We start from the raw sequence: 24,975 nt of genomic DNA, 5'->3' as shown, positions 1-24,975 counted from the left end.
CGCAATTGGATTTTCTACTGATATTACATGAGGCGTTTTCGTATCTGTATGGTAAACTAAGGATACGAAAACGTTTTTTTTGTTTTCTATGCTAGAATAGTTTATTAATTTCACGACAAAGAAGGGATGTCTATTGGCTGATTTGACCATGACGAGGCTGTATGAAGTGATGATCGTCTTGTATGCGATCAGTCTAGTTTTTTACTTTACTGATTATTTTTATAAGCAAGTACGTGCAAGACGAATTGCTTTTTGGCTTGTTTCATTTGTATGGATGATTCAAAGTGCCATTATCATTTTAACGTTTGTGGAAACGAAGCGTTTTCCGATTTTATCCTTGTCTGAGGGAATACTTTTTTATTCCTGGTTACTCGTGACGTTATCCATTATCCTTCATTGCATAGCAAGGGTGGATTTACCTGTGTTTATTATTAATATACTAGGATTCTTATTCGCTAGTATATTTACTTTTATGCCGAAACGTCCTACAGGAGCTGTCGGGGATACTTTAATTTCGGAGATGCTTTTTATTCATATATCATTTGCAATATTGTCTTATGCAGCGTTTACATTAACATTTGTGTTTGCCATTTTGTATCTCGTTCTTTATCGATTGTTGAAAAAGAAAAAGTGGTCGCATTTATGGACTAGATTGCCTTCCTTGCAGCAGACAAGCAGCTGGATGAATATTTCATTTTTTATTGGAATTCCGATGTTATTTATAAGTTTAATATTAGGGTTTGAATGGGCACTATTAACATTAGAGAGTCTTTCGATTTTCGATGCGAAAATCATAGGGTCCTTCATTATTTTAATTTTGTATTGTTTTATCCTATATGTGAATCGCAAAAGCAAGTTGACAGGTACAACTTATGCATGGGTACATATTTATGCCTATCTATTAGTTGTTGTAAACTTCTTCTTAGGGAGTAGTTTATCGCGATTCCATTTATGGTATTAGAAGAAAGGTTGGAGACTGTTGAGAAAAATTATTGTAGGTTCTAGGAGAAGTAAACTAGCGCTAACGCAAACAAATTGGTTCATTAATGAATTAAAAGCGGCTGGTGTACCATTCGAATTTGAAGTAAAAGAGATTGTAACAAAAGGTGACCAAATTTTAGATGTACAGCTTTCAAAAGTAGGCGGGAAAGGGTTGTTTGTAAAAGAAATTGAACAAGCCCTTTACGATAAAGAAATTGACTTTGCTGTTCATTCTATGAAAGATATGCCTGCTGTATTGCCAGATGGGCTAGTAATTGGTTGTATTCCACCACGTGAAGATGCTCGTGATGCATTTATTTCGAAAGGACATGTTAAATTTGCTGACCTTCCTGCGGGAGCAGTCGTTGGGACAAGTTCTTTACGTCGTAGTGCACAGCTTTTAACAGTACGTCCTGATATCGAAATTAAATGGATTCGTGGAAATGTTGATACACGTTTAGCTAAGCTTGAAACAGAAGAATATGATGCCATTATTTTAGCAGCGGCTGGTTTGAAACGCCTTGGGTGGAGTGATGATGTAGTCACTGAGTTTTTACCTGTAGAACAATGTCTACCAGCTGTAGCGCAAGGTTCTCTAGGCATTGAATGTCGTGCAGATGATGCGGAGCTTTTAGCCGAATTAGGTAAACTGACGGATTCATTTACATGGCAAGAAGCACATGCAGAACGTGCATTTTTGGCGGCAATGGATGGTGGTTGTCAAGTACCGATTGCTGGGTATGCCACTTCAATTGGGGAAGAAATTACATTAACAGGCCTTGTTGCTGCTCCAGACGCATCTGTTGTCTTTAAAGAAACAGTAGTCGGTACAGATGCACAAAAAATTGGAGAAGAGCTAGCTGCTATTTTAACAGAACAAGGTGCTTTCGATTTAATTCAGCGTGTAAAGGCAGAGCAAGATGCCGAGTAATTTACCTCTTAAGGGTAAAACCATACTTTTAACAGGCACATCTAAGACAACAACCATTGTCGAAAATATAACAGCTTTAGGTGGACAGGCCATCGTAGCCCCATTAATTGAAACTTGTGAACGATTAGATAGCAAGGATTCTGAACTATTGAATCGCGTAAAGCAATATGATTGGTTGATTTTTACTAGTCAAAATGCTGTAGAAGCTTTTGCTAGTAAAATGCATCGACATCAATTTAATGCGAATCACTTCCAAGGAAAAATAGCTTCTATTGGAACTAAAACAACAACAGCACTAGAAAATTTAGGATTTCAAGTGAGCTTTATGCCTTCCATATTTAGTGCTGATATTTTCGTTAAAGAGTTTCCGAGTGTAGCGGGTAATCATCCGAGATGTCTGTTTATTCGAGGAGAAAAGGCGAAAAGTACGCTGAAGGATGGATTGCCTTTTGAATTAAAAGAATGGACAGTCTATGAAACGATAGAACGACATGATCAAACATCTGTTATTGTCAATTGCATCCAGCAACATCAAGATGTTACAGTGATTTTTGCTAGTCCTTCAGCAGTTGACGTTTATGCAATGGAGGTTGTGCCACATATTGGCTGGGAAGCAGTTCACATTGCAGCCATCGGCCATATTACGGAAGCAGCTCTTGAACAATACGGTGCTACTGTGGATATTATGCCAAGTGTTTATACAATGCAAGCAGTCATCGAAGAAATTATGAAAGTAGGGGACAAATCATGACAAAACTACAATTTCAAAGACACCGTCGTTTGCGTACCAATGCAACGATGCGATCAATGGTAAAAGAAACATACTTACATAAAGAGGACCTGATCTATCCTATTTTTGTAATAGAAGGCGAAAATATTAAAAATGAAGTACATTCAATGCCTGGCGTTTTTCAATTTTCATTGGATAAATTAGAGGCAGAGGTGGATGAGGTTGTAGCATTAGGTATTCCTGCGGTTATTTTATTTGGCTTGCCAGCTGAAAAGGATGCAGTTGGAACAGGCGCATTTCATGATCATGGCATTGTGCAGGAAGCGACTCGTCTCATTAAAACCCGTCATCCTGAGTTATTAGTCATCGCGGATACATGCTTATGTGAATTTACAGATCATGGACATTGTGGCTTAATTGAGGGTGACCAAATTTTGAATGATCCTTCATTAGACGTTTTAGCCCGCACGGCGATATCACAAGCAAAAGCTGGCGCTGATATCATTGCTCCATCTAATATGATGGATGGCTTTGTAACGGCAATTCGCGCTGGTCTGGACGAAGCTGGTTTTGAACATATCCCGATTATGTCCTATGCAGTCAAATATGCATCCAGTTACTATGGACCTTTCCGTGATGCTGCAGATGGTGCTCCGCAATTTGGTGATCGTAAATCCTACCAAATGGATCCATCAAATCGTCTAGAGGCATTCCGTGAGGCAGAGTCAGATATCGAAGAGGGCGCAGATTTCCTAATTGTCAAGCCTGCCCTTAGCTATTTAGATATTATTCGAGACATGAAAAATAACTATCCATTACCGCTTGTTGCGTATAATGTTTCAGGTGAATATGCAATGATTAAAGCGGCTGCTATAAATGGTTGGATTGAAGAGAAAAAAGTTGTGCTTGAAACATTATTAGGCATGAAACGTGCAGGCTCTGATTTAATCATTACGTATCATGCAAAAGATGTTGCACGTTGGTTGGAGGAGAAATAAATGACACGTTCTTACGAAAAATCGAAACAAGCCTATGCTGAAGCTGTTCAATTAATGCCGGGTGGTGTAAGTAGCCCAGTACGCGCATTCAAATCAGTAAATATGGACCCGATTTTCATGGAATCTGGCCATGGGGCAATCATTAAAGACATTGATGGCAATGAATATATTGATTATGTATTGTCTTGGGGTCCGCTAATTTTAGGACATACACATCCCGAGGTAGTGAAAGCAATTGCAGATACAGCTGCGAAGGGTTCTTCCTTCGGTGCTCCAAGCTATACAGAAAATCGCTTAGCTCAATTAGTATTAGACCGTCTACCAGGAATGGAAATGATTCGATTCGTTTCTTCAGGAACAGAGGCTACTATGTCTGCATTACGTGTAGCGCGTGGTGTTACAGGACGTGATAAGATCTTAAAGTTTGAAGGGTCTTATCATGGTCACGGTGACTCCTTATTGATTAAAGCTGGTTCTGGTGTTGCCACATTAGGCCTACCTGATAGCCCTGGCGTACCTGCAGATATCGCCCGCAATACGTTGACAGTTGCCTATAATGATTTAGAAGGGGCAAAAGTGATTTTCGAGAAATTTGGCGCAGAGTTAGCTGCAGTAATTGTGGAGCCAGTCGCAGGAAATATGGGTGTTGTGCCTCCACAACCAGGTTTCCTAGAAGGTTTGCGTGCCCTTACTTCAGAGCACGGTGCATTATTAATCTTTGACGAAGTCATGACAGGTTTCCGCGTAGATTATGGCTGTGCACAAGGGTATTTTGGGGTAACGCCTGATATGACTACTTTAGGTAAAGTAATCGGAGGTGGTCTCCCTGTAGGTGCATTCGCTGGGAAAAAAGAAATTATGGAGCAAGTAGCACCAGCTGGACCAATTTATCAAGCAGGAACATTATCGGGGAATCCGTTAGCGATGACAGCCGGTTATGAAACGTTATCACGTTTAGATCATGGTACGTATGATTACTTTAAAAAATTAGGAGATCAGCTTGAGGCTGGTTTCCGTGAAGCAGCAACTAAATATAATATCCCGCACACTGTTAATCGTGCAGGCTCTATGATTGGCTTCTTCTTCACGAATGAAGATGTCATTGATTTTGCTTCTGCTAAAACATCAGATTTACAATTATTTGCTGAATATTTCCGTCTAATGGCAGATGAAGGTATTTTCTTACCTCCTTCTCAATTCGAGGGACTATTCATTTCAACAGCTCATACGGAAGAGCACATTGCGACAACGGTGGCAGCATTCCATAAAGTATTTGCGAAATTAGCGCAATAAGATTTGATAGAGCATGCTAGAATTATTTCTAGCATGCTCTTCTGCTGTTAAAAAACAAAACCATTACTAGAATTTTTGCGAAAGGTGAAAATGCTTTCCGTTGTAGGCTACTTGCTTTCCTGTGGCCTCAGCTCTTTAGCTATCCCATGGGAGTCAAGCATCCTCCACTCCAACCCATAAAAATGTTTCTTTATAGCAAAGGTTTTCAAATAATGCGAATATGTTCACTATTCATTGTATGGAGAGGTGCAAGAACGCAGTGAGTGCTGGTGGAACAGAAATCAACCTCGCCTTGCAAAATTGCTTTTTCTACCCTTGATATTACCTTTTTTAATGGATTAAGCTGAAAGCATTATAGTGCTTGAGGAATACATGAGCAAAAAGGAATGATAGCATATATTTACTAGTAAGTAAGCTCAACTATACTGGATGAAGGACCTGCTTTTGTCAAAATTACATCTTTCAGCATAGCCAAATTGTGGGCGATATCGTTTATAATATAGCTATTCATAAAAGAAAGTAGTGAATTGATATGGCAACAGGCACACACACGGTCGAAGTACCCGTAGGGATTGAACATGTATGGGATTTCGTTAGTGATATGGAAAAATGGGCAAAGCTTGTCCCTGGTTATAATGCACATGAAATGATTGATGAGAAACACTCCAATTGGACTTTTAAAGGCAATGTTGGCGTTTTGAAAAAAACAGTTGAAGTAGAAATTACAATCTTAGAATGGTTAGCACCATCAAAAGTTACATTTGAATTAAAGGGCCTTTCTGATAACTTCACAGGAAATGGCTATTTCCTCGCAGAAAGTATCGACGCTGAAAATACTAAAATGACAGGATTCTTAGAAGTCGTTGCGGGCGGGTTAGCTGGCCCTGTTCTAAATCCGATTTTTAAACCGATTGTACCAAAGGCAACACAAATGCTAACAGATCGTGTGGCAAATAAAATTAAATTAGTAAATGTTTAATGATACGAACATCCATGGGAATGGCATGCTAGACTATTACTTCTAGCATGCCATTTTTTTTAGTAGTATCTATTTTTAACTATGTTCAAATGGCAACACCCTAGCATACTATCCTTCAAATCGTCATATGATGCAAAGGGAGGGATTATTATCGAACACAAAACTTGGAATATGCGCGAAACATTTTGTTTTCCTGGATATGGCTGCCCAACTGAAATAGCAGCTGTTCAAATTAAGCCACAGTGGCAGGCAATGCAGTTAGAGGATTCTTTGCGACTTATGGGCATCTATCATATCACCGCACACGTTCGCTTTGATTTTCAAGATATGCAAGCATTTGCAGAAAATGAAGATTTAATTACAATTGATGCCCTTGATATTCAAGGAGATACTGGTTATTTTGAGTATGCCGTTCCTTTACATGTGGATTTACCAAAAGAATCCGATGTCAAAGATTTAATGGTCAAGGATATTCGCCCTAGTCTGACAAATCAGGTGTGTCAGCTTGAGTGGACAGTTACAAGTGCTTTCAATGAATATGAACCTGTTGTTGAAAAAGATGAGTTAGACAATCCGCACCTATCAACACATGCTTTCGAACAAGAGGAGACATTGGCTGTAATTGAAGAAAGTGTTCAAGTGAAACAACCTGCCGCAGTAGCAGCAGCTTCACGCCAAGAGAATTCTACAACAGTTGACCAAAAAGCTATATTAAGAGAATCCTCAAGCCATATTGTTGTACGTGAATCCAGTACTTGGCATGAAGTGCCTTCTATGATTTGGGATCTAACAGAAGAATATACACCGCTTAAAGTTCGTGTTTCAAATGATATCTTTCAAAAGTAAATAGCAGAGAAGTAGCAGGAGTAATAAGAAGACTAAATCACCTGATGTTGGCACAATAATGACACGGATAAACTGAAAAGCACAAATCGGCACGATAATGGTTCTGCAATAAAAACGAACTTGTCGTAGCCAGGGTGGTAAAAGCCAAGGGTTATACTTGCGTCGTCGCATTTGAATTGTCACTTCCTTTTCTCTTTACTTTCCTCTTACTAAAAGATGACTAAATCACTTGAAAAATGACACGATCCTGCGGTACAATAAGGAAAATCAAATACAGATGCTATGATAGGGAAGAGTAAATTTTGACTACATTTTCAGAGAGGAAACGGTAGCTGAGAAGTTTCTATTTGTACGGAATTGAAGGTAGCCCTTGAGCAGCTTTAGTGAACTAATAGTAGTTAAAGCCGGTTAAACACCGTTACCGAATTGAGAGCCAGTAGAATAGGCTGAGAAAATATGTCATTTAACATTTATCTTAACCCTGCTGGAATTAAAGGTGGTACCGCGAACTAAAACTCCTTCGTCCTTTTAGACGAGAGGAGTTTTTTTTATTGGGTAAAAAAATAAATAGTATTTCTTTACCAACAGTTTTCAAACAATAGGAGGAGTCAATATGACAGAAAACATTTCAATGCCAACTAAATATGACCCACAGTCCATTGAAGCTGGTCGCTATGAATGGTGGTTACAAGGGAAGTTTTTCGAGGCACAGCCTGAAAGTGGGAAAAAGCCCTATTCAATCGTTATTCCACCACCGAACGTAACAGGTAAATTACACCTAGGTCATGCTTGGGATACAACATTACAAGATATCCTCATTCGTATGAAACGCATGCAAGGCTATGATGCCCTATGGTTGCCAGGTATGGACCATGCGGGTATTGCAACACAGGCAAAAGTAGAAGCCAAGCTGCGTGAGGATAATATTACACGTTATGATTTAGGACGTGAAAAATTCCTTGAAAAAACATGGGAATGGAAAGAAGAGTATGCTGGACATATTCGTGATCAGTGGGCAAAGCTTGGTCTTGGATTAGATTATACACGTGAACGTTTTACATTAGACAAAGGTCTTTCAGATGCGGTAAAAACAGTTTTTGTTCAATTATATGAAAAAGGCCTAATTTATCGTGGTGAACGTATTATCAACTGGGACCCAGCAGCAAAAACAGCGTTGTCTGATATTGAAGTAATTTATCAGGATGTGCAAGGTGCCTTCTATCATATGAAATATCCATTAGCTGATGGCTCAGGCTATGTAGAAGTTGCTACAACACGTCCCGAAACAATGCTTGGTGACTCTGGAGTAGCTGTTCACCCGAACGATGAGCGTTACCAGCACTTAATTGGTAAAAATGTTATTTTACCGATTGTAGGTCGCGAAATTCCAATTGTTGCTGATGAGTACGTTGATATGGAATTTGGTACTGGGGTTGTAAAAATGACACCAGCCCATGATCCGAACGACTTTGAAGTTGGTAATCGTCACAATCTAGAGCGCATTCTAGTAATGAATGAAGACGGCACTATGAATGATCTTGCGGGCAAATATAAAGGAATGGATCGCTTCGAATGCCGTAAGCAAATTGTTGCTGATTTACAAGAAGCAGGTGTGTTAATTCGCATTGAAGAGCATATGCATTCAGTAGGACACTCTGAACGTTCTGGTGCTGTTGTTGAGCCATATCTTTCAGCACAATGGTTCGTTAAAATGCAACCACTTGCTGATGCTTCCCTAGAGCTACAAAAGGACGAAGAAGGGAAAGTAAACTTTGTTCCTGCTCGATTTGAAAACACATATTCTCGCTGGATGGAGAATATTCGCGATTGGTGTATTTCTCGTCAATTATGGTGGGGCCATCAAATCCCAGCCTGGTACCATAATGAAACAGGCGAAATATACGTAGGTAAAGAAGCCCCAGCAGATGCAGAAAACTGGACGCAAGATGAAGATGTACTAGATACATGGTTCTCTTCCGCACTATGGCCGTTTTCTACTATGGGTTGGCCAGATGAAGCAAATGAAGAATATAAACGTTACTATCCAACAAATACATTAGTAACAGGCTATGATATTATTTTCTTCTGGGTTTCTCGAATGATTTTCCAAGGCCTTGAGTTTACAGATCAACGTCCATTTAAAGATGTGCTAATTCATGGTTTAGTACGTGATGGTGAAGGGCGTAAAATGAGTAAATCACTTGGCAATGGTGTTGATCCAATGGATGTCATTGAACAATACGGTGCAGATTCATTACGCTACTTCTTAGCTACTGGTTCATCACCTGGTCAAGATTTACGCTATACAACTGAAAAAGTTGAAGCAGTATGGAACTTTGCCAATAAGATTTGGAATGCATCACGTTTTGCGCTTATGAATATGGATGGTATGACATATGATGAGATCGATTTAACGGGTGAAAAATCAGTAGCTGACAAATGGATTTTAACGCGCTTAAATGAAACGATTGAACGCGTAACCTCTCTTGCAGAGCGTTATGAATTCGGTGAAGTTGGCCGTGAATTATACAATTTCATTTGGGATGATTTCTGTTCTTGGTATATTGAAATGGCAAAATTACCACTTTACGGTGAGGATGATGTAGCTAAAAAGACAACTCGATCTATTTTAGCTTACGTACTAGATCAAACAATGCGTCTATTACATCCATTTATGCCTTTCATTACAGAAGAAATCTGGCAGCACTTACCACACGAAGGTGAATCTATTACAGTGGCAGCATGGCCAACAGTACGCACAGATCTTCATTTTGCTGATGAAGCAGATAATATGAAGCTCCTAATGGATATTATACGTTCAGTACGTAATATTCGTGCGGAAGTAAATACACCAATGAGCAAAAAAGTACCGTTGTTTATTTCAGCGAAAGATGCAGCAACAGCAGCTGTACTTGAAGAGAATCAAGCATATTTAGAAAAATTCTGTAATCCTGACACTTTAACAATTGGTGAAGGTTTAGAGGCTCCAGGACAATCAATGACGGCTGTTGTGACAGGAGCACAAGTTTTCCTACCTCTTGTTGGACTAATCAATCTAGAGGAAGAAATTGCCCGTCTTGAAAAAGAATTAGAGAAATGGGCAAAAGAAGTAAAGCTTGTTACAGGTAAATTATCGAATGAGAAGTTTGTATCAAAAGCACCGGAAGCGTTAGTCAACGCAGAACGTGAGAAATTAGCAGATTACGAAAGCAAGCATGCAGTTGTTTTAAAACGTTTAGAAGAATTAAAAAATATGTAAAGATGAAGCAGTGGATGACGAAAAAGTCATCCATTGCTTTTTTTTATATAGAGCTAAAGATATGCATTGAATTGGGTAAAAATATATAGTATTATTTTAAATAAATTGGTCTAATAGATGATGTTCGACACTGAACTAATAGGAAACACAACCTAATTTCATGTTATTTAGCCGTGAAAAACTAAATCTGAAATTGAGAATGAATGGTTTTTTAGATAGACAGTCTTTGTTAGTAAAGAAAATAAGAGCCCATGAGGTGTTGAGAATGTCAGGAAATATTGCAACCATTATTACAAAAGTCAACAAAGCATGTGATGAATTAGACTTTGTAAGCGCGAGAGTATTGATCGAAACGAATCTCTTAAAATTATCCGAAGCAAAGTATTATCGTTTATTGAATACAAGTGGCCGTGTCCTTATTAAGCATATATTAGCAAACAGTAACCCCCAACAGGATAGCTCTAAATTATCACGAACAGATTTATTAACGATTCAAAAAATTAATGAGTATTGCTCAGATTTTGATATATCGATGTTAAAAAGAACATTAAAAAACGCTTTTGAATTAGTGCAACGCCCAGATGTTCATCCTTTATTAAATAGTGATGCGAAAACTATTTTAAATAATATGGGTGCTTTATTAGGTGCTCATAAAGTATACTAAAATAATATTAATACGAACACGCAGTTGCTAGCTGCGTGTTTTTTGTATTTTGTCATTTTGCTATGTTATTAAACGTTACTTGTACTAAAATAAAGATATTGCAGTAAGAAGGAGTGTTTCTTTTGTTTAACACAATGAACGAATGTACAAAATTTATTTTTACATTAAAAGCAGTTGATTATAAACGTGCGCCACTTGTCCTTATGCGAGAAGTACTAGGGCATTTAGATGAACCTCACAACAAGCTAAGAGTAATCCATGTAGCAGGTTCAAATGGTAAAGGTTCTACGGTGAACGCATTAAGAGAAATGCTTCAACATGCAGGCTACACTGTAGGGGCATTTACGTCTCCACATTTAGAGCGAGTTAATGAACGTATGACCATTAACAGCCACCAAATTTCGGATGAGCAATTTCTCTACTATTTCAATAAACTCGCGAACATTATAGAAGAACACTACAATGGCGAATTTCCTAGCTTTTTTGAAGTAGTTACACTCATTATGTTTCAGTATTTTGCACATGAAGGTGTAGATATAGCGCTTATTGAGACAGGGCTTGGAGGACGTTTGGATGCGACAAATGTCGTAACGCCGCTTTTAGCTATTATTACAACGATTTCGTTAGAGCATACAGCCTTTTTAGGCGACACCTTCGCAAAGGTTGCCGCTGAAAAAGCTGGTATCATCAAAGAAGGCATACCAGTTGTTGTAGGTGTTCAAAATGAGGAGGCATTGGCTGTCATTAAAGCCACGGCAGAGGAACGACATGCGACATGCTATGTTTTAGGGCAAGACTTCACGGTGAAAAATAGTTGGCAAAGTGCTGACTATCAGCACTTTACATATGAAAAGGACCCTGTCTTGATGAAGGATATACCATTAAAAATGGCTGGTCAACATCAAATAAATAATGCAAGTTTGGCAATCACAGCCATGCTAACATTACGTGAGCAGGGGGCAATTGGCATTGCTGATGATTCTATTTGTCAAGGTCTACAATGGGCGCAATGGGCAGGCCGCTTTGAGCAATGGCCAAATCAAATTGTGCTAGATGGTGCTCATAATTCAGAGGGGACAATTGCTCTGATCCAAACACTAAAAAATGTCTATCCAAGAAACCATTATCACTTTATTTATGCGGCTTTAGCAGATAAAGATCATGCAAACAGTATAGAACTAATGGATGCTGTTGCTACCTCCATCACTTTTACACAAATAGACCTACCGAATGCAATGCCTGCTGAAAGCTTAGCGATGTTGTCGACTCATGCAAATAAAACGTTTCATACAGAATGGCTAAAAAGCATTCAAACAGTAGTGCAAAAACGCCATAAAGAGGATATTGTTGTCATTACAGGCTCATTATACTTTATAGCACAAGTTCGACAGTGGCTACAGGAGGAAGGACAATGATCCCAAGCTTTGATCATTATAAAGAGAAATGGCAGGTTAAAAGTGATGATATCATTAAACCAGGTCTTACAGCGATTGAAGAGGCTTTATCATATTTAGGGAATCCTGAGCAAACTTTGCGTGTTGTCCATTTAGCAGGCACAAATGGCAAAGGCTCTACGTTAACATTTCTAGAGGCAATTGCACAAGAACATGGCTTACGCGTGGGCAAATTTATGTCACCGTGTATCGTTGATGTTCATGACCAAATTCAAATAGCTGGTCAACCTATAACAGAGGCTGAAATGGATCAAGTTTTCCAACAGATGCATGAGGCTGGGCTGAGTGGCAAACTAACCGATTTTGAATTGCTGACGGTGGCGGCATTTTTACATTTTGTCAATGGGCAGGTGGATATTGCGCTGATTGAAGCAGGAATGGGTGGTTTATTGGATAGCACAAATGTGGTAATACCCATTGTCTCTATTATCCCAAGTATTGCTTTAGAACACACAAAGTTTTTAGGGGATACGCTTGAAAGCATTGCACACCATAAAGCAGGTATTATTAAACAACAACGTCCAGTTATTATTGGTGATTTGCCGGGTGAGGCGAAGCGAGTTGTGGATGCAGTAGCCAATCAAAAAAAAGCCACTCTATTTTCATTAGGTAAGCATTTTTCCATTAAGCCGACAACTGATGGAGAAAGCTATATAAATGACGTACAGCAGATCCAAATAGCGAACCTGAAACGTACTATGAAGGGGGCACATCAGGGAAAGAATATGGCTCTCGCCATTACAGCATTTTTTGAAGTGGCGTCAGTATTAGGCGTGTCTATTGATCAAACAGCTATTCGTCAAGCTGTGCAAAAGGCCTCTATTTTGGGACGCTTTGAAGAAATAATGCCTTTCGTTATATTGGATGGTGCACATAATCCTGCAAGTGCTGAAAAATTAGTAGAAACGATTCAGTGTGAATATCCAAATGAGCACATAACCTTTGTCGTTGGCATACTAGCAGATAAAGATGTTCAGCAGATTCTCGGACTTCTAGAGCAGGTGAGTGATGACTTTTATTTCGTTGATTTTGCTAATTCACGAGCAATGCCAGCCCATCAAATGGTCAAACTTTCTCATGCAACATCGAAAACAACCTTGGTTGACTATGCATCCTTTATACAGGCACAATCACATAGACAGCAGAGAACCATTGTATCAGGTTCGTTATATTTATTAACAGAGGTTCGTCATAGATTAAAACAATGAAATAACTAGGGCTCTTGATAGTGAGTCCTAGTTTTTTTATGGCTGCAAATTTAGGATTGCAATGAGTTCCGTATCAAAAAATAATAAATTCGCATTTACCCTTTGGAATGTACATATAATATCATATGATGTTGGCATAGACAGGTGGAAGGATGAGGTGATAGTTAAATGAAAATTGTAAGTCATGTGATGAAAAAACAAATATTTCGAGCAATGATTATTGGTGGATTTGTTGGTCTATTAGGTGTAGCAATTTTTCTGGGCGTTTTACAAGCCAGCACACAATTACCTTTAAAGAAAAATGGTAGTGAAGTGGCAAATAATCAATCACAAACAGAAACGATTCCAACTGCCGGGGAGACAACCAATACATCTAACGCATCGATGTTTTATGCAAGCCAAGCTGGCGTGTATTCAAACTATGAGAGCGCAAGTTCATTTGTTGCTGAGTATCCTGCCTTAAAAGAGAGCGCGATTGTTCAAGTTGATGACAAGTTTTATGTGTGGACAAGCATGGTGACGGAGGAAAGTCAGCTAAAATTTTTACAGGACCCCGCTACCTTTAAAAAGGCATTTAGCGTCAGTGGTGAAAGCTGTAAAGAACCGACCTTGGCAGAACTACCAACTGCTTTAGCAGATAAAAATGCCGCAAAATTAAATTTTAAGGAAAATGGCAAGGACTCAACGCTACCTGAGGATTGGCAGTCCATTGGTGCAGCGGCCTCTACTATTTCCAACGATATCAACATCATTCGTCTGCATGTTTTTGCACATTACCAATCTAAAAATACGTGTCTTCAAGTGAAATTTTAACAATAAATAATAATGAAATCTTCATTATCTTGTTTTTTTGAAAATTTTCAAATTGTGCATTCTTCTGTATCATAAGGATAAGGAGGAATGATCAGATAATGTTAAAAACAAATCATAAGCTTGTCCTTGCTTCTGCTTCCCCTAGGCGCAAGGAATTGCTTAACATGCTAGCACTCCCGTTTGAAGTCTTGACAAGTGAAGTGGAAGAAACAAGTGTACAAGCTCATACAATGCAGGATTATGTAAAAGGAGTAGCTTTATTGAAGACGCGTGATGTAGCCAAAAAAGCAGCTAATGCCACGATTATTGGTGCAGATACAATCGTTGTTTACAATCAAGAGCTACTACATAAACCTAAAACGCGTGAGGAAGCTATTTCTCACTTATTACGTTTGTCAAATAACAAGCATAGTGTGATGACTGCGGTCGCTATAATCGAACCGAATGGAAAGGAAACGACCTTTGTGGAAGAGACAACAGTTGTTTTCCACCGTCTATCGCAGGAATTAATCGAAGCTTATGTAGATTCAGGAGATCCTTTTGATAAAGCAGGTGGTTATGGCATTCAAACGATTGGTACATTATTAGTTAAACGTATTGAAGGAGATTATAACAATGTTGTAGGTCTACCACTTGCAGCTTTGTTTTCGCAATTGGTGGATCTACAGATAGTCCAGTTTGCGAAGGAGTGAATATTTTTGCTAGAAGACGCTTTACCAACTTTGATGATACGTGATGTTAATATAGAGGATCGCCCTCGTGAACGGCTATTACGACAAGGGGCTGAAAGTTTATCGAATCAAGAGCTACTCGCTATTTTATTGAGGACAGGCACAAAGGAAGAATCTGTGCTTGTTCTTGCAAATAGGGTATTAAATGTTTTTGAACGACTCCATCATTTGAAGCACGCAACCATCGAAGAAATGATGGCTATTAAAGGAATAGGTGAGGTGAAAGCCATTCAATTAATGGCTGCCATTGAACTGGGTAGAAGACTGGCTCAAAAACATAATGATGAGAAATTCACGATACGTTCTCCGCAAGATGCAGCAACTTACTTAATGCCTGATATGACGTCGCTTAATCAGGAGCATTTTGTAGTGCTTTTTTTAAATATAAAAAATCAAATTATTCATAAGCAGACGATTTTCATTGGCAGTTTAAATGCCTCCATCGTTCATCCTAGAGAAATATTTCGAGAAGCTGTCAAAAGGTCTGCCGCCTCTATTATATGTGCCCACAACCATCCAAGTGGGGTGCCAACACCGAGCTCGGAGGACATTGAAGTAACAAAGCGAATTGTTGAAGCAGGCTATATTATAGGGATAGAGTTGATAGATCACGTCATCATCGGCGACCATCAATATATTAGTTTAAAGGAAAAAGGATATTTTTAACTCTGCATACAATATGCAGAGTTTTTTATGATGAAACCATTTCGTTGTATAGAAAATTCTTTTACAAATGGCCTTAATTATAACCAAGCCTAAAAATTTTTTGTATTTTTTTGTGGTATATTGGCGAACCTTTTTTCTTACATAACGTTAATGTATTCATAGAAAAGCAATTATCTTCACAAAAATTGGTAGCCTGATACACATTGTCTTATGGGAATAAAAATTATATGCTAATCTATACGTACTATTTTTAGTTTAAGAGGGAATTAAAATAGTATCTTTTCTGTGAGATGAAGTATGTGATACTACAAATTCTTGCGTTTTTCCGTTATAATGAACGGTATGAATTTTATCTTTATTCAGGGAGGACTCCCATCAAAATTGGTGGTGAGATGAATGAGTGTGTAGTTTTTTCATAGGTGTAAACTACCAGCTGATGGAGATAAAAAACTTTGACAGGTGTTATGGACTTTGACAGGAGTCAATTGTGTATTTACACAATTCAATTTCCTATACATTGTCGTCAAATATATTGGATGTCAACGAAAGTATGGCTTATATAGAAAGGGAGTACACAATTTGTTTGGACTAGGAAGCAAAGATGTCGGGATTGACCTCGGCACAGCGAATACATTAGTGTTTATTAAAGGAAAGGGGATCGTATTACGTGAACCTTCAGTTGTAGCAAAAAATACAAAAACAGGGGATATTGTTGCCGTTGGTAATGATGCGAAAAATATGATTGGTCGAACACCTGGCTCAATCGTAGCGATTCGTCCAATGAAAGATGGCGTTATTGCTGACTTCGATATTACAACAGCAATGATCGAGTATTATTTAAAAGAAGCATGTAAAAACTCTGGAGGCAACTGGAAAAAACCAAATGTTATGATTTGTGTACCTTATGGTATTACTTCAGTGGAGCAGCGTGCTGTTATTGATGCTGCACGACAAGCAGGTGCAAAAGAGGCGTTCACAATCGAAGAGCCATTTGCAGCAGCAATCGGTTCAAATCTTCCTGTATGGGATCCTACAGGGTCAATGGTTGTTGATATCGGTGGAGGTACAACAGAAGTTGCCGTTATTTCTTTAGGTGGTATTGTGACGAGTGAATCTGTACGTGTTGGTGGTGATGCGATGGATCAATCCATCATTTCGTATATCCGTAAAACGTATAATTTAACAATTGGTGAACGTACAGCGGAAGCCGTAAAAATGGAAATTGGTACTGCATTGGCAGAAGGACCAGAAGCGCGAATGGATATTAGAGGACGTGACCTGTTAACAGGATTACCGAAAACAATCGAAATTTCTTCACAGGAAATTTCTGAATCATTACGTGAAGCGGTTGCCTCTATTATTGACGGTGTTCGTAAAACATTAGAACAAACACCTCCAGAATTATCTGCTGATGTAATGGAGCGCGGTATTGTATTAACTGGTGGTGGGGCACTGCTAACAAACTTAGATAAAGTAATCAGCCAAGAGACAAATATGCCAGTATTCATTGCAGAAGATCCTTTAGACTGTGTAGCGATTGGTACAGGTAAGGCATTAGATCATATCGACTTAATTCGTCAACAACAAGTTAAAGGGTAAGGAGGTTTAGGCAATGCCACACTTTTTTTTCAATAAGAAAGTAATTTTGCTGCTCATAGGCATGGTTTTTCTTGTGGCATTGATTAGCTTCTCATTACGTGATCGGACGAATGCAACTTTACCAGAGCAAATTATTAAAGATACTGTCGGTTTCGCACAATCGCTTGTTGCGAAGCCGGCGAATTATATTAATGGTGTTTTTAATAGTATTGACTCCCTCTTAAACACGTACGAAGAAAATAAACGTTTAAAAGCACGCTTAGAAGATTTTGCTGTTGTACAAGCTGAGGCTACGGATTTAAAATCAGAGAATAACAAGCTTCGAGAGCTTTTGGATAAAACTGAGAGCTTAAAGGCATTTAATCCAATTCAAGCAACAGTGATTGCTAGAAATCCTGACCAGTGGGAAGAGAAAATTATTTTAGATAAAGGGTCTTCTCATGGAGTCAAAAAAAATATGGCAGTTATGACGGCGAAAGGGTTAGTGGGGAAAATTACCCTAGTTACACCTTTCACATCTGAAGTAGAGCTTTTAAATACAAATAATCCAAACTATCGTGTTTCCGCGATGGTGCTAGGAGAAAAAGAAGCATACGGTTTAATCGAGGGCTTTGATGAAGAACGTAATGAACTCATTATGAAGCGAATCGATTCTAGCATGAAGGTGAAAGAAGGCGAGCAAGTAGTTTCTTCAGGTCTTGGTGGTATTTTCCCTAAGGGAGTGCCGATAGGAGAAATTATGGAAGTTAGTACAGATGATCATGGTTTAACAAAAATGGCGTATGTCAAACCATCTGCTGATTTTTCAATTTTAGAGCATGTTGTGATTGCCAAGCGAACATCCACAAGTATTGATGGTTCAGATGGCAATGCAACGAATGAGGATTTATCGAATCCGCAAGAGGCGAGTGAAGAGGAGGCGGAGTGATGGTTCGATTTCTCATTCCCTCTGTAGCGGTTTTACTATTCCTGTTAGAACCAGAATTTGCTATGCTTTCCCCGATTGAAATTAAAGGGGAAGTCTATTTTCTGGTACCGCGTTTTTTAATCTTATACCTTATTTTTATATCCATCTATTACAGCCGTCAACGAGCGGTAATGTATGGACTTTTTTTTGGTGTCTTGTATGATGTGTTTTACATTGATATTATTGGATTATATTCAGTACTTTATCCACTTATATGTTTTTTGGCAGGGTCTATCGTGAAAGTTATACACCAGCACTTAGTTGTAACAACTACAATTTCAGTTGTACTAGTAGCGATTTTAGAATTTATTCTCTATCAATTCTTTTTCCTAATCGATTTTACAGCAATTCCTTTAGCGGATTTCTTACGTTCACGACTACTACCAACAATCATTGCGAATGCTTTATTTTTAATGATTCTTGGGTGGGCCTTCAAGTATCTAATTAATGCGCGTGTCTTACAGAGAGCACGTGAGGTTTCTTAACAAAGAACAACGTGAGGTGAGGCATTCATGAAAAAACAGTTAGTTAATATGAAGGGAACGAAGGACGGTTTTGTACTACGCCTAGACGACCAATGTGCGTATGGTGAACTAGTGGAAGAATTAAAGAATAAAGTTTTAGAGGGCGGTATCGATGGTAAAGTTGATGTACAATTATACTTAGGCTATCGATACTGTACTGAAGAACAATTAAATGAACTTATAAAAATTATAGAAGAAACAGAGCAGCTTATTGTATCGAAGGTGCAAAGTGAAGTACTGACTGTCCACGAAAGCAACCAGAAGATGTTTGAAAGCCAACAAGATACATATATAGGAGTGGTCAGATCTGGACAAATTCTGCGTTCATCCGGGGATATTACCATCATAGGAAATGTCAATCCAAACGGTCGTGTTGAGGCTGGAGGTAATGTATATGTCCTAGGTAGACTTAAAGGGATTGCACATGCTGGTATGCAAGGTAATAAAGAAGCAATCATTGCAGCATCTCGATTTGAAGCCACGCATATCATGATTGCCGATCAAGTTCAGGTAATGTCAGATGAACATGTAAAAGCGATAAATCAAGTAGAAATGACTTGTGCATTTATTGGCTACGATGGACGCATTACGTACGATCAAATTCATGCCTTAAAAAATATTCGACCATTGTTAAATGTGTCTAAGGGAGGAAGCTAGTGTGGGAGAAGCGATCGTCATAACTTCAGGTAAAGGCGGTGTCGGTAAAACAACGACAACGGCTAACCTTGGGACTGCATTGGCTCTACAAGGTAAAAAAGTATGTTTAGTGGATACAGATATTGGCCTACGTAATTTAGATGTGATTTTAGGCCTTGAAAATCGTATTATTTATGACCTAGTTGATGTGGTGGAGGGACGCTGTAAAATTCATCAAGCATTGATTAAGGATAAACGCGTAGATGAGAAACTATTTTTATTACCTGCTGCTCAAACAACAGATAAAAATGCTGTTACCCCTGAGCAAATGAAGAGCTTAGTAGAGGAATTGAAAAGAGACTATGATTATGTATTAATCGATTGCCCAGCGGGAATTGAGCAAGGCTACCGTAACGCTGTTGCTGGTGCAGATCATGCGATTGTTGTCACAACACCTGAAATTTCTGCTGTTCGTGATGCAGATCGTATTATTGGTTTACTGGAGCAGGAAGAGATCACAGCACCTAAACTCATCATTAATCGTATTCGACAACATATGATGAAGAGCGGTGATACACTGGATGTCAATGAAATTACAACTCATTTATCTATTGATTTATTAGGCATTATTATAGACAGTGAAGGCGTCATCTCATCTTCTAATAAAGGCGAACCAATTGTAATGGACCCCTCAAATAAAGCGTCATTAGGCTATCGAAATATTGCCCGTCGTATTCTTGGTGAATCAGTGCCATTAATGGCTATACAAGATGAGCAAAGAGGGATGTTTTCAAAACTTAAAGCCCTTTTCTCAAAATAAATTAAAACCTTTTCGTGCAATAGTACGGGAAGGTTTTTTCTTGTGCATGTTTGGACATGCAATCACATATAGTGAGGAAAAAAGGATGAGGGCTTGTTTAAAAAATGGAAATGGTTTGTCACAATACTTCTTGTGGCGACGATCATGCTTGTAATTCGATTAGAGGATCAGGGTGTAGTGGATACACCTGTTCGGAAGCTTGTTACAACCTCTGCTGATTTAACGTATTTAAGTGAGCTCGGACAAAGCTGGTTCGAAAAAGAAAAAGAGACCATCATGGTTTCTAGTGATGTAGGGCAAGCAGATCTTTTAACATTTGCGAATGCCCAAGTATTTAAAGAAGGCTATCTATTGCAGTATGATGTTGGCTTACCTATCTATGCTGGTCAGAATGGATTAGTCGTTTTTACTGGCCATACAAAATACACAGGTAAGACCATGACCATCAGCTATGAGGATGGTACAACCGTTTCCTATGGTATGTTAGATAGTTTAGCTCAACTACCATACACATCTATTCAAGCAAATGATTTAATTGGCATGAAAGAAGCGGGTCAACTTTATGTGTCCATCGAAAAGGGAGATGCCCATTATGATTTAGAGCAAATAGTACAATGGCTTGAAACGACGGAGACAAATGAGGATTAAATTACATCTTCTGTGTATCCCTCTCGTATTTGTCATGATTTTTAGTGGCCAGTTAGCCTATTACGCGATCATTCTGTTTTCATTACTGTGGCATGAGGCTGGTCACTTAGTTGCGGCAGTAATGTGTGGAGTGAAGGTGAAATCCTGCGTAATCACACCATACGGGGGAGAGATTCAATTTGAAAATCCAGCGGTTGTGCAAGCTTCGTCACTCCTATGGATTGCATTAGGAGGGCCAATCGCTACGATTATTGGGATTGGCCTCGCTTTTTTTATGCCTGATTTACTCGCTACTAAGCTTATAAATGTACACCTCGTGTTATTGGCTGTAAATATTGTACCCATCATACCGTTAGATGGTGGAAGGATATTGTTAGCCTGGCTATTTTTAAAATATCCAAGAGCTCACGTGATAGAGCTATATTATTGGTTATCATTCATCGTAGCTACTATACTATTACTTGTCACTTTCAAGTTCTTGCCACAATCTATTTTTTTAGCCATCATAAATTTATTCATTTGGTTGCAAGTGTTGAAAGAATGGCGTTATCGAAAATATCGAGTTGCTTTTGAAAAATATGTTATGAATAGATTGACTTGAAAAAAATCGTGTGGTAATATTTTAATGTTATTGTTTGTAGCACCCGTGCTACTACAACCGCTCTGTAAAGGTTTAAGTATCTAGTAAGATCACCTTATGAAACAGGCGAGTCTGAGTCTAAGAGGAGGTGCAGTAAAATGTACGCAATTATTGAAACTGGTGGTAAACAAGTCAAAGTAGAAGCTGGTCAAGAAATCTATGTTGAAAAATTAGGCGTAGAAGCTGATGAGGTTGTAACTTTTGATAAAGTTTTATTCGTAGGTGGCGAAAACGTAAAAGTTGGCGCTCCATTCGTAGAAGGCGCTACTGTAACAGCTAAAGTTGTTAAAGAAGGCCGTGCGAAAAAAATCGTTGTTTTCAAATTGAAAGCTAAAAAGAACTACCGTCGTAAACAAGGTCACCGTCAACCTTACACAAAATTAGTTGTTGAAGCAATCAACGCTTAATTGTGAGGTATAGAGAATGATACAAGTTACGATTCATCACGATGAAAATAGACATGTGTCAGCATTCGAATTTTCAGGACATGCTGGTTATGATGAATCTGGTAAGGATTTAGTATGTGCAGGAGCATCAACTATAGCGATTGGTACAGTTAATGCTATTTATGCATTATTACAAATTCAGCCAGAAATCGAACAAGCTGCTGAAGGTGGAGGCTATCTCAAGGTAGATTTACCATCAGACTTAGAGCCTGAAGTAGATGCAAAACTACAGTTAATTGTTCAAGTAATGACTGCCCAAGTATATTCTATGGTGCAAAATTACGGACAATACATCCAAATCAACTACAACCAAGTAGGAGGTGGAACTCGATGAAATTATTATTAGCTTTAGACCTTCAACTTTTCGCATCGAAAAAAGGGGTAGGTTCTACTAAAAACGGACGTGACTCTGAGTCTAAACGACTTGGTGCTAAACGTGCTGATGGCCAATTCGTAACTGGTGGTTCAATTCTTTACCGTCAACGCGGTACAAAAATTTACCCAGGTACAAACGTAGGTCGTGGTGGTGACGATACACTATTTGCTAAAGTTGACGGCGTTGTTAAATTCGAACGTTTAGGTCGCGATCGCAAACAAGTATCTGTATACCCAGCACCACAAGAAGCTTAATCTTTTATAAGATATCATAAAGCGGAGGACTGCATTTATTGCAGTCCTTTTTTTGGCTAAATTTCAAAAAAGCCGATTTTGGACGCAATGACACCAGGGTATAATTGATTAAAGAATTAAGGGAAAAATACAGCAAAACTTGTTATACTAGTAAGGATAACTTTATTGGAGTGAATGGGATGAACAATCAATCACTAACCATTAGTGAAGTATTACGTTTTGCAAATCATGATTATGTGAATCAACTGCAACTGATTCGCATGAATTTAGATTTAGGTAGAATCGAGGAATCGAAAAAACTTATTCAACATTATTCAGAACAATTACGAGTGTTTTCTATCCTCAATCGACTACAATTACCACAAACAATTGAATGGCTTCAAACAGCAGGATGGCGATACCCATCATTAGCATGGAAGCTAAGCGGTGAGATAAAAAAGCCTGTGACCAATGATATTGATCAGGAAGTTGTAGATTATTTAAACAAAACAGTTATGCATGTTTATGATACATTAGATCCATTTACAGAGCAGATCCTAACGCTTGATGTACGTGTTGACGATCATACATTTGCCGTGACATTCACGCTAAATGGGTTATGGAGTGCTGATGCATTCACCGAAAAAGGTTTGAAACAATTCGACATTCAAACAATTGAGCAGACAAATACGCGCTGGCAATATGTCTTGAGTGCAAATAGGGAGTGAACTAAATGTTTGTCGATCACGTAAAGATTTATGTTAAAGGTGGCGATGGCGGAGACGGTATGGTAGCCTTTCGCCGTGAAAAATATGTACCAAATGGTGGTCCAGCAGGTGGAGATGGTGGACATGGCGGTAATGTCGTATTTGAAGTAGAGGAAGGCTTACGTACATTAATGGATTTCCGCTATAAACGTCATTTTAAAGCACCGCGTGGCGAGCATGGTATGAGTAAAGGCATGCACGGTAAAAATGCGGAAGATTTAATTGTTAAAGTTCCACCAGGTACAGTGGTTATGAATGAAGAAACAAATGCCGTTATTGCTGACTTAGTTGAGCATGGGCAAAGAGCCGTTATTGCGAAAGCAGGCCGAGGTGGACGTGGTAATTCTCGATTTGCTACTCCTGCCAACCCAGCGCCAGAACTTTCTGAAAAAGGTGAGCCAGGACAAGAATTAAATGTTATATTAGAGTTAAAAGTTTTAGCAGATGTAGGGTTAGTTGGTTTCCCAAGTGTTGGTAAATCAACACTTTTATCTGTTGTTTCCGCTGCTAAGCCAAAAATTGGTGCTTATCATTTCACAACAATTGTACCGAACTTAGGCATGATTGAAACGGATGACCATCGAAGCTTTGCGATGGCTGATTTACCAGGGCTGATTGAAGGAGCCCATCAAGGAGTTGGATTAGGTCACCAATTTTTACGACATATCGAACGTACACGCGTTATCGTTCATGTCATTGATATGTCAGGGATGGAAGGTCGCGATCCATATGAAGATTATTTAACAATTAATGAAGAGCTAAAACAATATAATCTTCGTTTAACAGAGCGTCCGCAAATTATTGTAGCCAATAAAATGGATATGCCAGATGCAGAAGAAAATTTAACAGCATTCCGTCAGAAGGTTGGAGAAGACGTTCAAATTTTCCCAATTTCTGCTGTCTCACGTCAAGGGTTAAAAGAACTGTTGTTTGCTATAGCGGATCTCTTAGAAGTTACGCCTGAATTCCCACTGTATGAAGAAGTAGAAGAACAATCAGACGCAACTGTCATGTACAAGCATGAGGCGAAAGGTGAAGATTTCGAAATCACACGTGATGATGATGGTACATTTATTATTAGTGGCTATGCAATTGAGCGTTTATTTAAAATGACAGACTTTAGCCGTGAGGATGGGATACGTCGTTTCGCTCGTCAATTGCGTGCTATGGGTGTGGACGAGGCTCTGCGTGAGCGTGGAGCACAGGATGGCGATACAGTACGCCTACAAGAGTTTGAATTTGAATTTGTCGATTAAGACATGAGTTTTAGGGGGAAGCGTATGAAGAATGTTGCGAATCAGCGATATTATTTAGTTCGTGAGGATGTTTTAACGGATGCAATGCAAAAAACTTTGGAGGCGAAACACTTACTGTCAAGTGGTTCAGTATCTTCCATTTGGGATGCGGTAAAGCAGGTGGATTTATCGCGAAGTGCGTTTTACAAATATCGTGATGCGGTTTTTCCTTTTCATTCAATTGTGCAGGAACGCATTTTAACAGTCTTTTTACAGCTTCAAGATAGAAAAGGAACACTTGCCAAGCTTTTAGAAACGGTGACAATTACACATTGTAATGTCTTAACGATTCATCAAACAATCCCTATTCAGGGACGTGCTAATGTTACATTGTCATTAGATGTAACAAGCATGACCTGTGATCTTGATGATCTTATCCAGCAATTAAAACGCTTAGATTTTGTGGAATCAGCGGAAGTGATTAGCTCTGGAGCATTATAATCACAGAGAGTGTTCAATCCTTTAATTTTT

Annotated in this window: 28 protein-coding genes and 2 other annotated features; of the genes, 27 read left to right on the top strand and 1 reads right to left on the bottom strand. The window is 38.8% G+C overall.

Features of this window, described 5'->3' with window-relative positions:
* Positions 1-133 precede the first annotated feature (133 nt).
* From LCP48_RS16540 to LCP48_RS16510, 7 genes are all read left to right on the top strand, one after another.
* Complete coding sequence (locus LCP48_RS16540) at positions 134-961, top strand: cytochrome C assembly family protein (protein WP_004226624.1); 828 nt, start codon at positions 134-136, stop codon at positions 959-961.
* A gap of 18 nt (positions 962-979) precedes the next feature.
* Positions 980-1,912, top strand: coding sequence for a hydroxymethylbilane synthase (gene hemC, locus LCP48_RS16535; protein WP_004226626.1), 933 nt, complete (start codon positions 980-982; stop codon positions 1,910-1,912).
* Positions 1,902-2,663 (top strand): uroporphyrinogen-III synthase, encoded by a 762-nt coding sequence (locus tag LCP48_RS16530; protein ID WP_004226630.1) that lies wholly within the window; start codon positions 1,902-1,904, stop codon positions 2,661-2,663. Before hemC ends, LCP48_RS16530 begins: the two co-directional genes overlap by 11 nt.
* Positions 2,660-3,640, top strand: coding sequence for a porphobilinogen synthase (gene hemB / locus LCP48_RS16525; protein ID WP_004226631.1), 981 nt, complete (start codon positions 2,660-2,662; stop codon positions 3,638-3,640). Before LCP48_RS16530 ends, hemB begins: the two co-directional genes overlap by 4 nt.
* A complete protein-coding gene (gene hemL, locus LCP48_RS16520; RefSeq protein ID WP_004226632.1) occupies positions 3,641-4,933 on the top strand; it encodes a glutamate-1-semialdehyde 2,1-aminomutase in 1,293 nt (430 codons plus the stop codon).
* Between the two features lie 532 nt (positions 4,934-5,465).
* Positions 5,466-5,912, top strand: a complete 447-nt coding sequence (locus LCP48_RS16515) for an SRPBCC family protein (RefSeq protein WP_004226635.1) — start codon at positions 5,466-5,468, stop codon at positions 5,910-5,912.
* 81 nt (positions 5,913-5,993) lie between these two features.
* Positions 5,994-6,758: a hypothetical protein gene (locus LCP48_RS16510; protein WP_004226638.1), complete on the top strand. Its 765-nt coding sequence runs from the start codon at positions 5,994-5,996 to the stop codon at positions 6,756-6,758.
* On the opposite strand, the gene LCP48_RS16505 is transcribed toward LCP48_RS16510, so the two are convergent.
* Complete coding sequence (locus LCP48_RS16505; RefSeq protein ID WP_225340386.1) at positions 6,735-6,941, bottom strand: hypothetical protein; 207 nt, start codon at positions 6,939-6,941, stop codon at positions 6,735-6,737. The genes LCP48_RS16510 and LCP48_RS16505 overlap by 24 nt on opposite strands.
* Positions 6,942-7,031: 90 nt before the next feature.
* Positions 7,032-7,289: a binding site (T-box leader), on the top strand.
* An 82-nt stretch (positions 7,290-7,371) separates the two neighbouring features.
* On the opposite strand from LCP48_RS16505, the gene LCP48_RS16500 reads away from it, so the two are divergent.
* From LCP48_RS16500 to LCP48_RS16405, 20 genes are all read left to right on the top strand, one after another.
* Positions 7,372-10,017, top strand: coding sequence for a valine--tRNA ligase (locus LCP48_RS16500; RefSeq protein WP_009373684.1), 2,646 nt, complete (start codon positions 7,372-7,374; stop codon positions 10,015-10,017).
* Positions 10,018-10,282: 265 nt separating this feature from the next.
* Positions 10,283-10,681, top strand: a complete 399-nt coding sequence (locus tag LCP48_RS16495; RefSeq protein WP_009373683.1) for a hypothetical protein — start codon at positions 10,283-10,285, stop codon at positions 10,679-10,681.
* 134 nt (positions 10,682-10,815) lie between these two features.
* Positions 10,816-12,096, top strand: coding sequence for a bifunctional folylpolyglutamate synthase/dihydrofolate synthase (locus LCP48_RS16490; protein WP_192807140.1), 1,281 nt, complete (start codon positions 10,816-10,818; stop codon positions 12,094-12,096).
* A complete protein-coding gene (locus LCP48_RS16485) occupies positions 12,093-13,343 on the top strand; it encodes a bifunctional folylpolyglutamate synthase/dihydrofolate synthase (protein ID WP_004226646.1) in 1,251 nt (416 codons plus the stop codon). Before LCP48_RS16490 ends, LCP48_RS16485 begins: the two co-directional genes overlap by 4 nt.
* Before the next feature lie 168 nt (positions 13,344-13,511).
* Positions 13,512-14,156, top strand: coding sequence for a hypothetical protein (locus LCP48_RS16480; RefSeq protein WP_004226648.1), 645 nt, complete (start codon positions 13,512-13,514; stop codon positions 14,154-14,156).
* A gap of 98 nt (positions 14,157-14,254) precedes the next feature.
* Positions 14,255-14,848, top strand: coding sequence for a Maf family protein (locus tag LCP48_RS16475; RefSeq protein WP_004226650.1), 594 nt, complete (start codon positions 14,255-14,257; stop codon positions 14,846-14,848).
* A 33-nt stretch (positions 14,849-14,881) separates the two neighbouring features.
* Positions 14,882-15,553 carry a RadC family protein gene (radC, locus tag LCP48_RS16470; protein WP_192807141.1) on the top strand — a complete coding sequence of 224 codons (672 nt, stop codon included), beginning with the start codon at positions 14,882-14,884 and terminating at the stop codon, positions 15,551-15,553.
* A gap of 579 nt (positions 15,554-16,132) precedes the next feature.
* On the top strand, positions 16,133-17,152 hold the full coding sequence (locus LCP48_RS16465; protein WP_004226654.1) for a rod shape-determining protein: 1,020 nt from the start codon (positions 16,133-16,135) through the stop codon (positions 17,150-17,152).
* Positions 17,153-17,165: 13 nt separating this feature from the next.
* Complete coding sequence (gene mreC, locus LCP48_RS16460) at positions 17,166-18,080, top strand: rod shape-determining protein MreC (RefSeq protein WP_004226655.1); 915 nt, start codon at positions 17,166-17,168, stop codon at positions 18,078-18,080.
* A complete protein-coding gene (gene mreD, locus LCP48_RS16455; protein ID WP_004226656.1) occupies positions 18,080-18,604 on the top strand; it encodes a rod shape-determining protein MreD in 525 nt (174 codons plus the stop codon). Before mreC ends, mreD begins: the two co-directional genes overlap by 1 nt.
* A 27-nt stretch (positions 18,605-18,631) precedes the next feature.
* Complete coding sequence (minC, locus tag LCP48_RS16450; protein ID WP_004226657.1) at positions 18,632-19,300, top strand: septum site-determining protein MinC; 669 nt, start codon at positions 18,632-18,634, stop codon at positions 19,298-19,300.
* A 1-nt stretch (position 19,301) separates the two neighbouring features.
* Positions 19,302-20,099, top strand: a complete 798-nt coding sequence (minD, locus tag LCP48_RS16445; RefSeq protein ID WP_004226660.1) for a septum site-determining protein MinD — start codon at positions 19,302-19,304, stop codon at positions 20,097-20,099.
* 93 nt (positions 20,100-20,192) lie between these two features.
* Positions 20,193-20,747: a peptidoglycan DD-metalloendopeptidase family protein gene (locus tag LCP48_RS16440; RefSeq protein ID WP_004226663.1), complete on the top strand. Its 555-nt coding sequence runs from the start codon at positions 20,193-20,195 to the stop codon at positions 20,745-20,747.
* Positions 20,737-21,348: a zinc metalloprotease gene (locus LCP48_RS16435; RefSeq protein WP_004226666.1), complete on the top strand. Its 612-nt coding sequence runs from the start codon at positions 20,737-20,739 to the stop codon at positions 21,346-21,348. The genes LCP48_RS16440 and LCP48_RS16435 overlap by 11 nt, the downstream gene beginning before the upstream one ends.
* A 45-nt stretch (positions 21,349-21,393) precedes the next feature.
* Positions 21,394-21,471, top strand: a sequence feature (ribosomal protein L21 leader region).
* A 14-nt stretch (positions 21,472-21,485) separates the two neighbouring features.
* The gene (gene rplU, locus LCP48_RS16430) at positions 21,486-21,794 is read left to right on the top strand and encodes a 50S ribosomal protein L21 (protein WP_004226667.1); all 309 of its coding nucleotides are present in this window, start codon (positions 21,486-21,488) and stop codon (positions 21,792-21,794) included.
* Between the two features lie 16 nt (positions 21,795-21,810).
* Positions 21,811-22,167, top strand: a complete 357-nt coding sequence (locus tag LCP48_RS16425; RefSeq protein ID WP_004226670.1) for a ribosomal-processing cysteine protease Prp — start codon at positions 21,811-21,813, stop codon at positions 22,165-22,167.
* Entirely contained in the window at positions 22,164-22,463 is a 300-nt protein-coding gene (gene rpmA, locus LCP48_RS16420) for a 50S ribosomal protein L27 (RefSeq protein ID WP_004226673.1), read from the top strand. The genes LCP48_RS16425 and rpmA overlap by 4 nt, the downstream gene beginning before the upstream one ends.
* A gap of 179 nt (positions 22,464-22,642) precedes the next feature.
* Complete coding sequence (locus LCP48_RS16415; RefSeq protein WP_004226675.1) at positions 22,643-23,170, top strand: Spo0B domain-containing protein; 528 nt, start codon at positions 22,643-22,645, stop codon at positions 23,168-23,170.
* Between the two features lie 5 nt (positions 23,171-23,175).
* The gene (gene obgE / locus LCP48_RS16410; RefSeq protein ID WP_004226677.1) at positions 23,176-24,465 is read left to right on the top strand and encodes a GTPase ObgE; all 1,290 of its coding nucleotides are present in this window, start codon (positions 23,176-23,178) and stop codon (positions 24,463-24,465) included.
* Between the two features lie 24 nt (positions 24,466-24,489).
* Entirely contained in the window at positions 24,490-24,945 is a 456-nt protein-coding gene (locus LCP48_RS16405) for an ACT domain-containing protein (RefSeq protein ID WP_004226679.1), read from the top strand.
* The last annotated feature ends 30 nt before the right edge of the window (positions 24,946-24,975 follow it).

The sequence above is a fragment of the Lysinibacillus capsici genome, assembly GCF_020217405.1.
GTDB lineage: Bacteria > Bacillota > Bacilli > Bacillales_A > Planococcaceae > Lysinibacillus > Lysinibacillus capsici.
The sequence above is the reverse complement of the archived record's forward strand: the minus strand, read 5'-3'. Positions and strand labels throughout refer to the sequence as shown.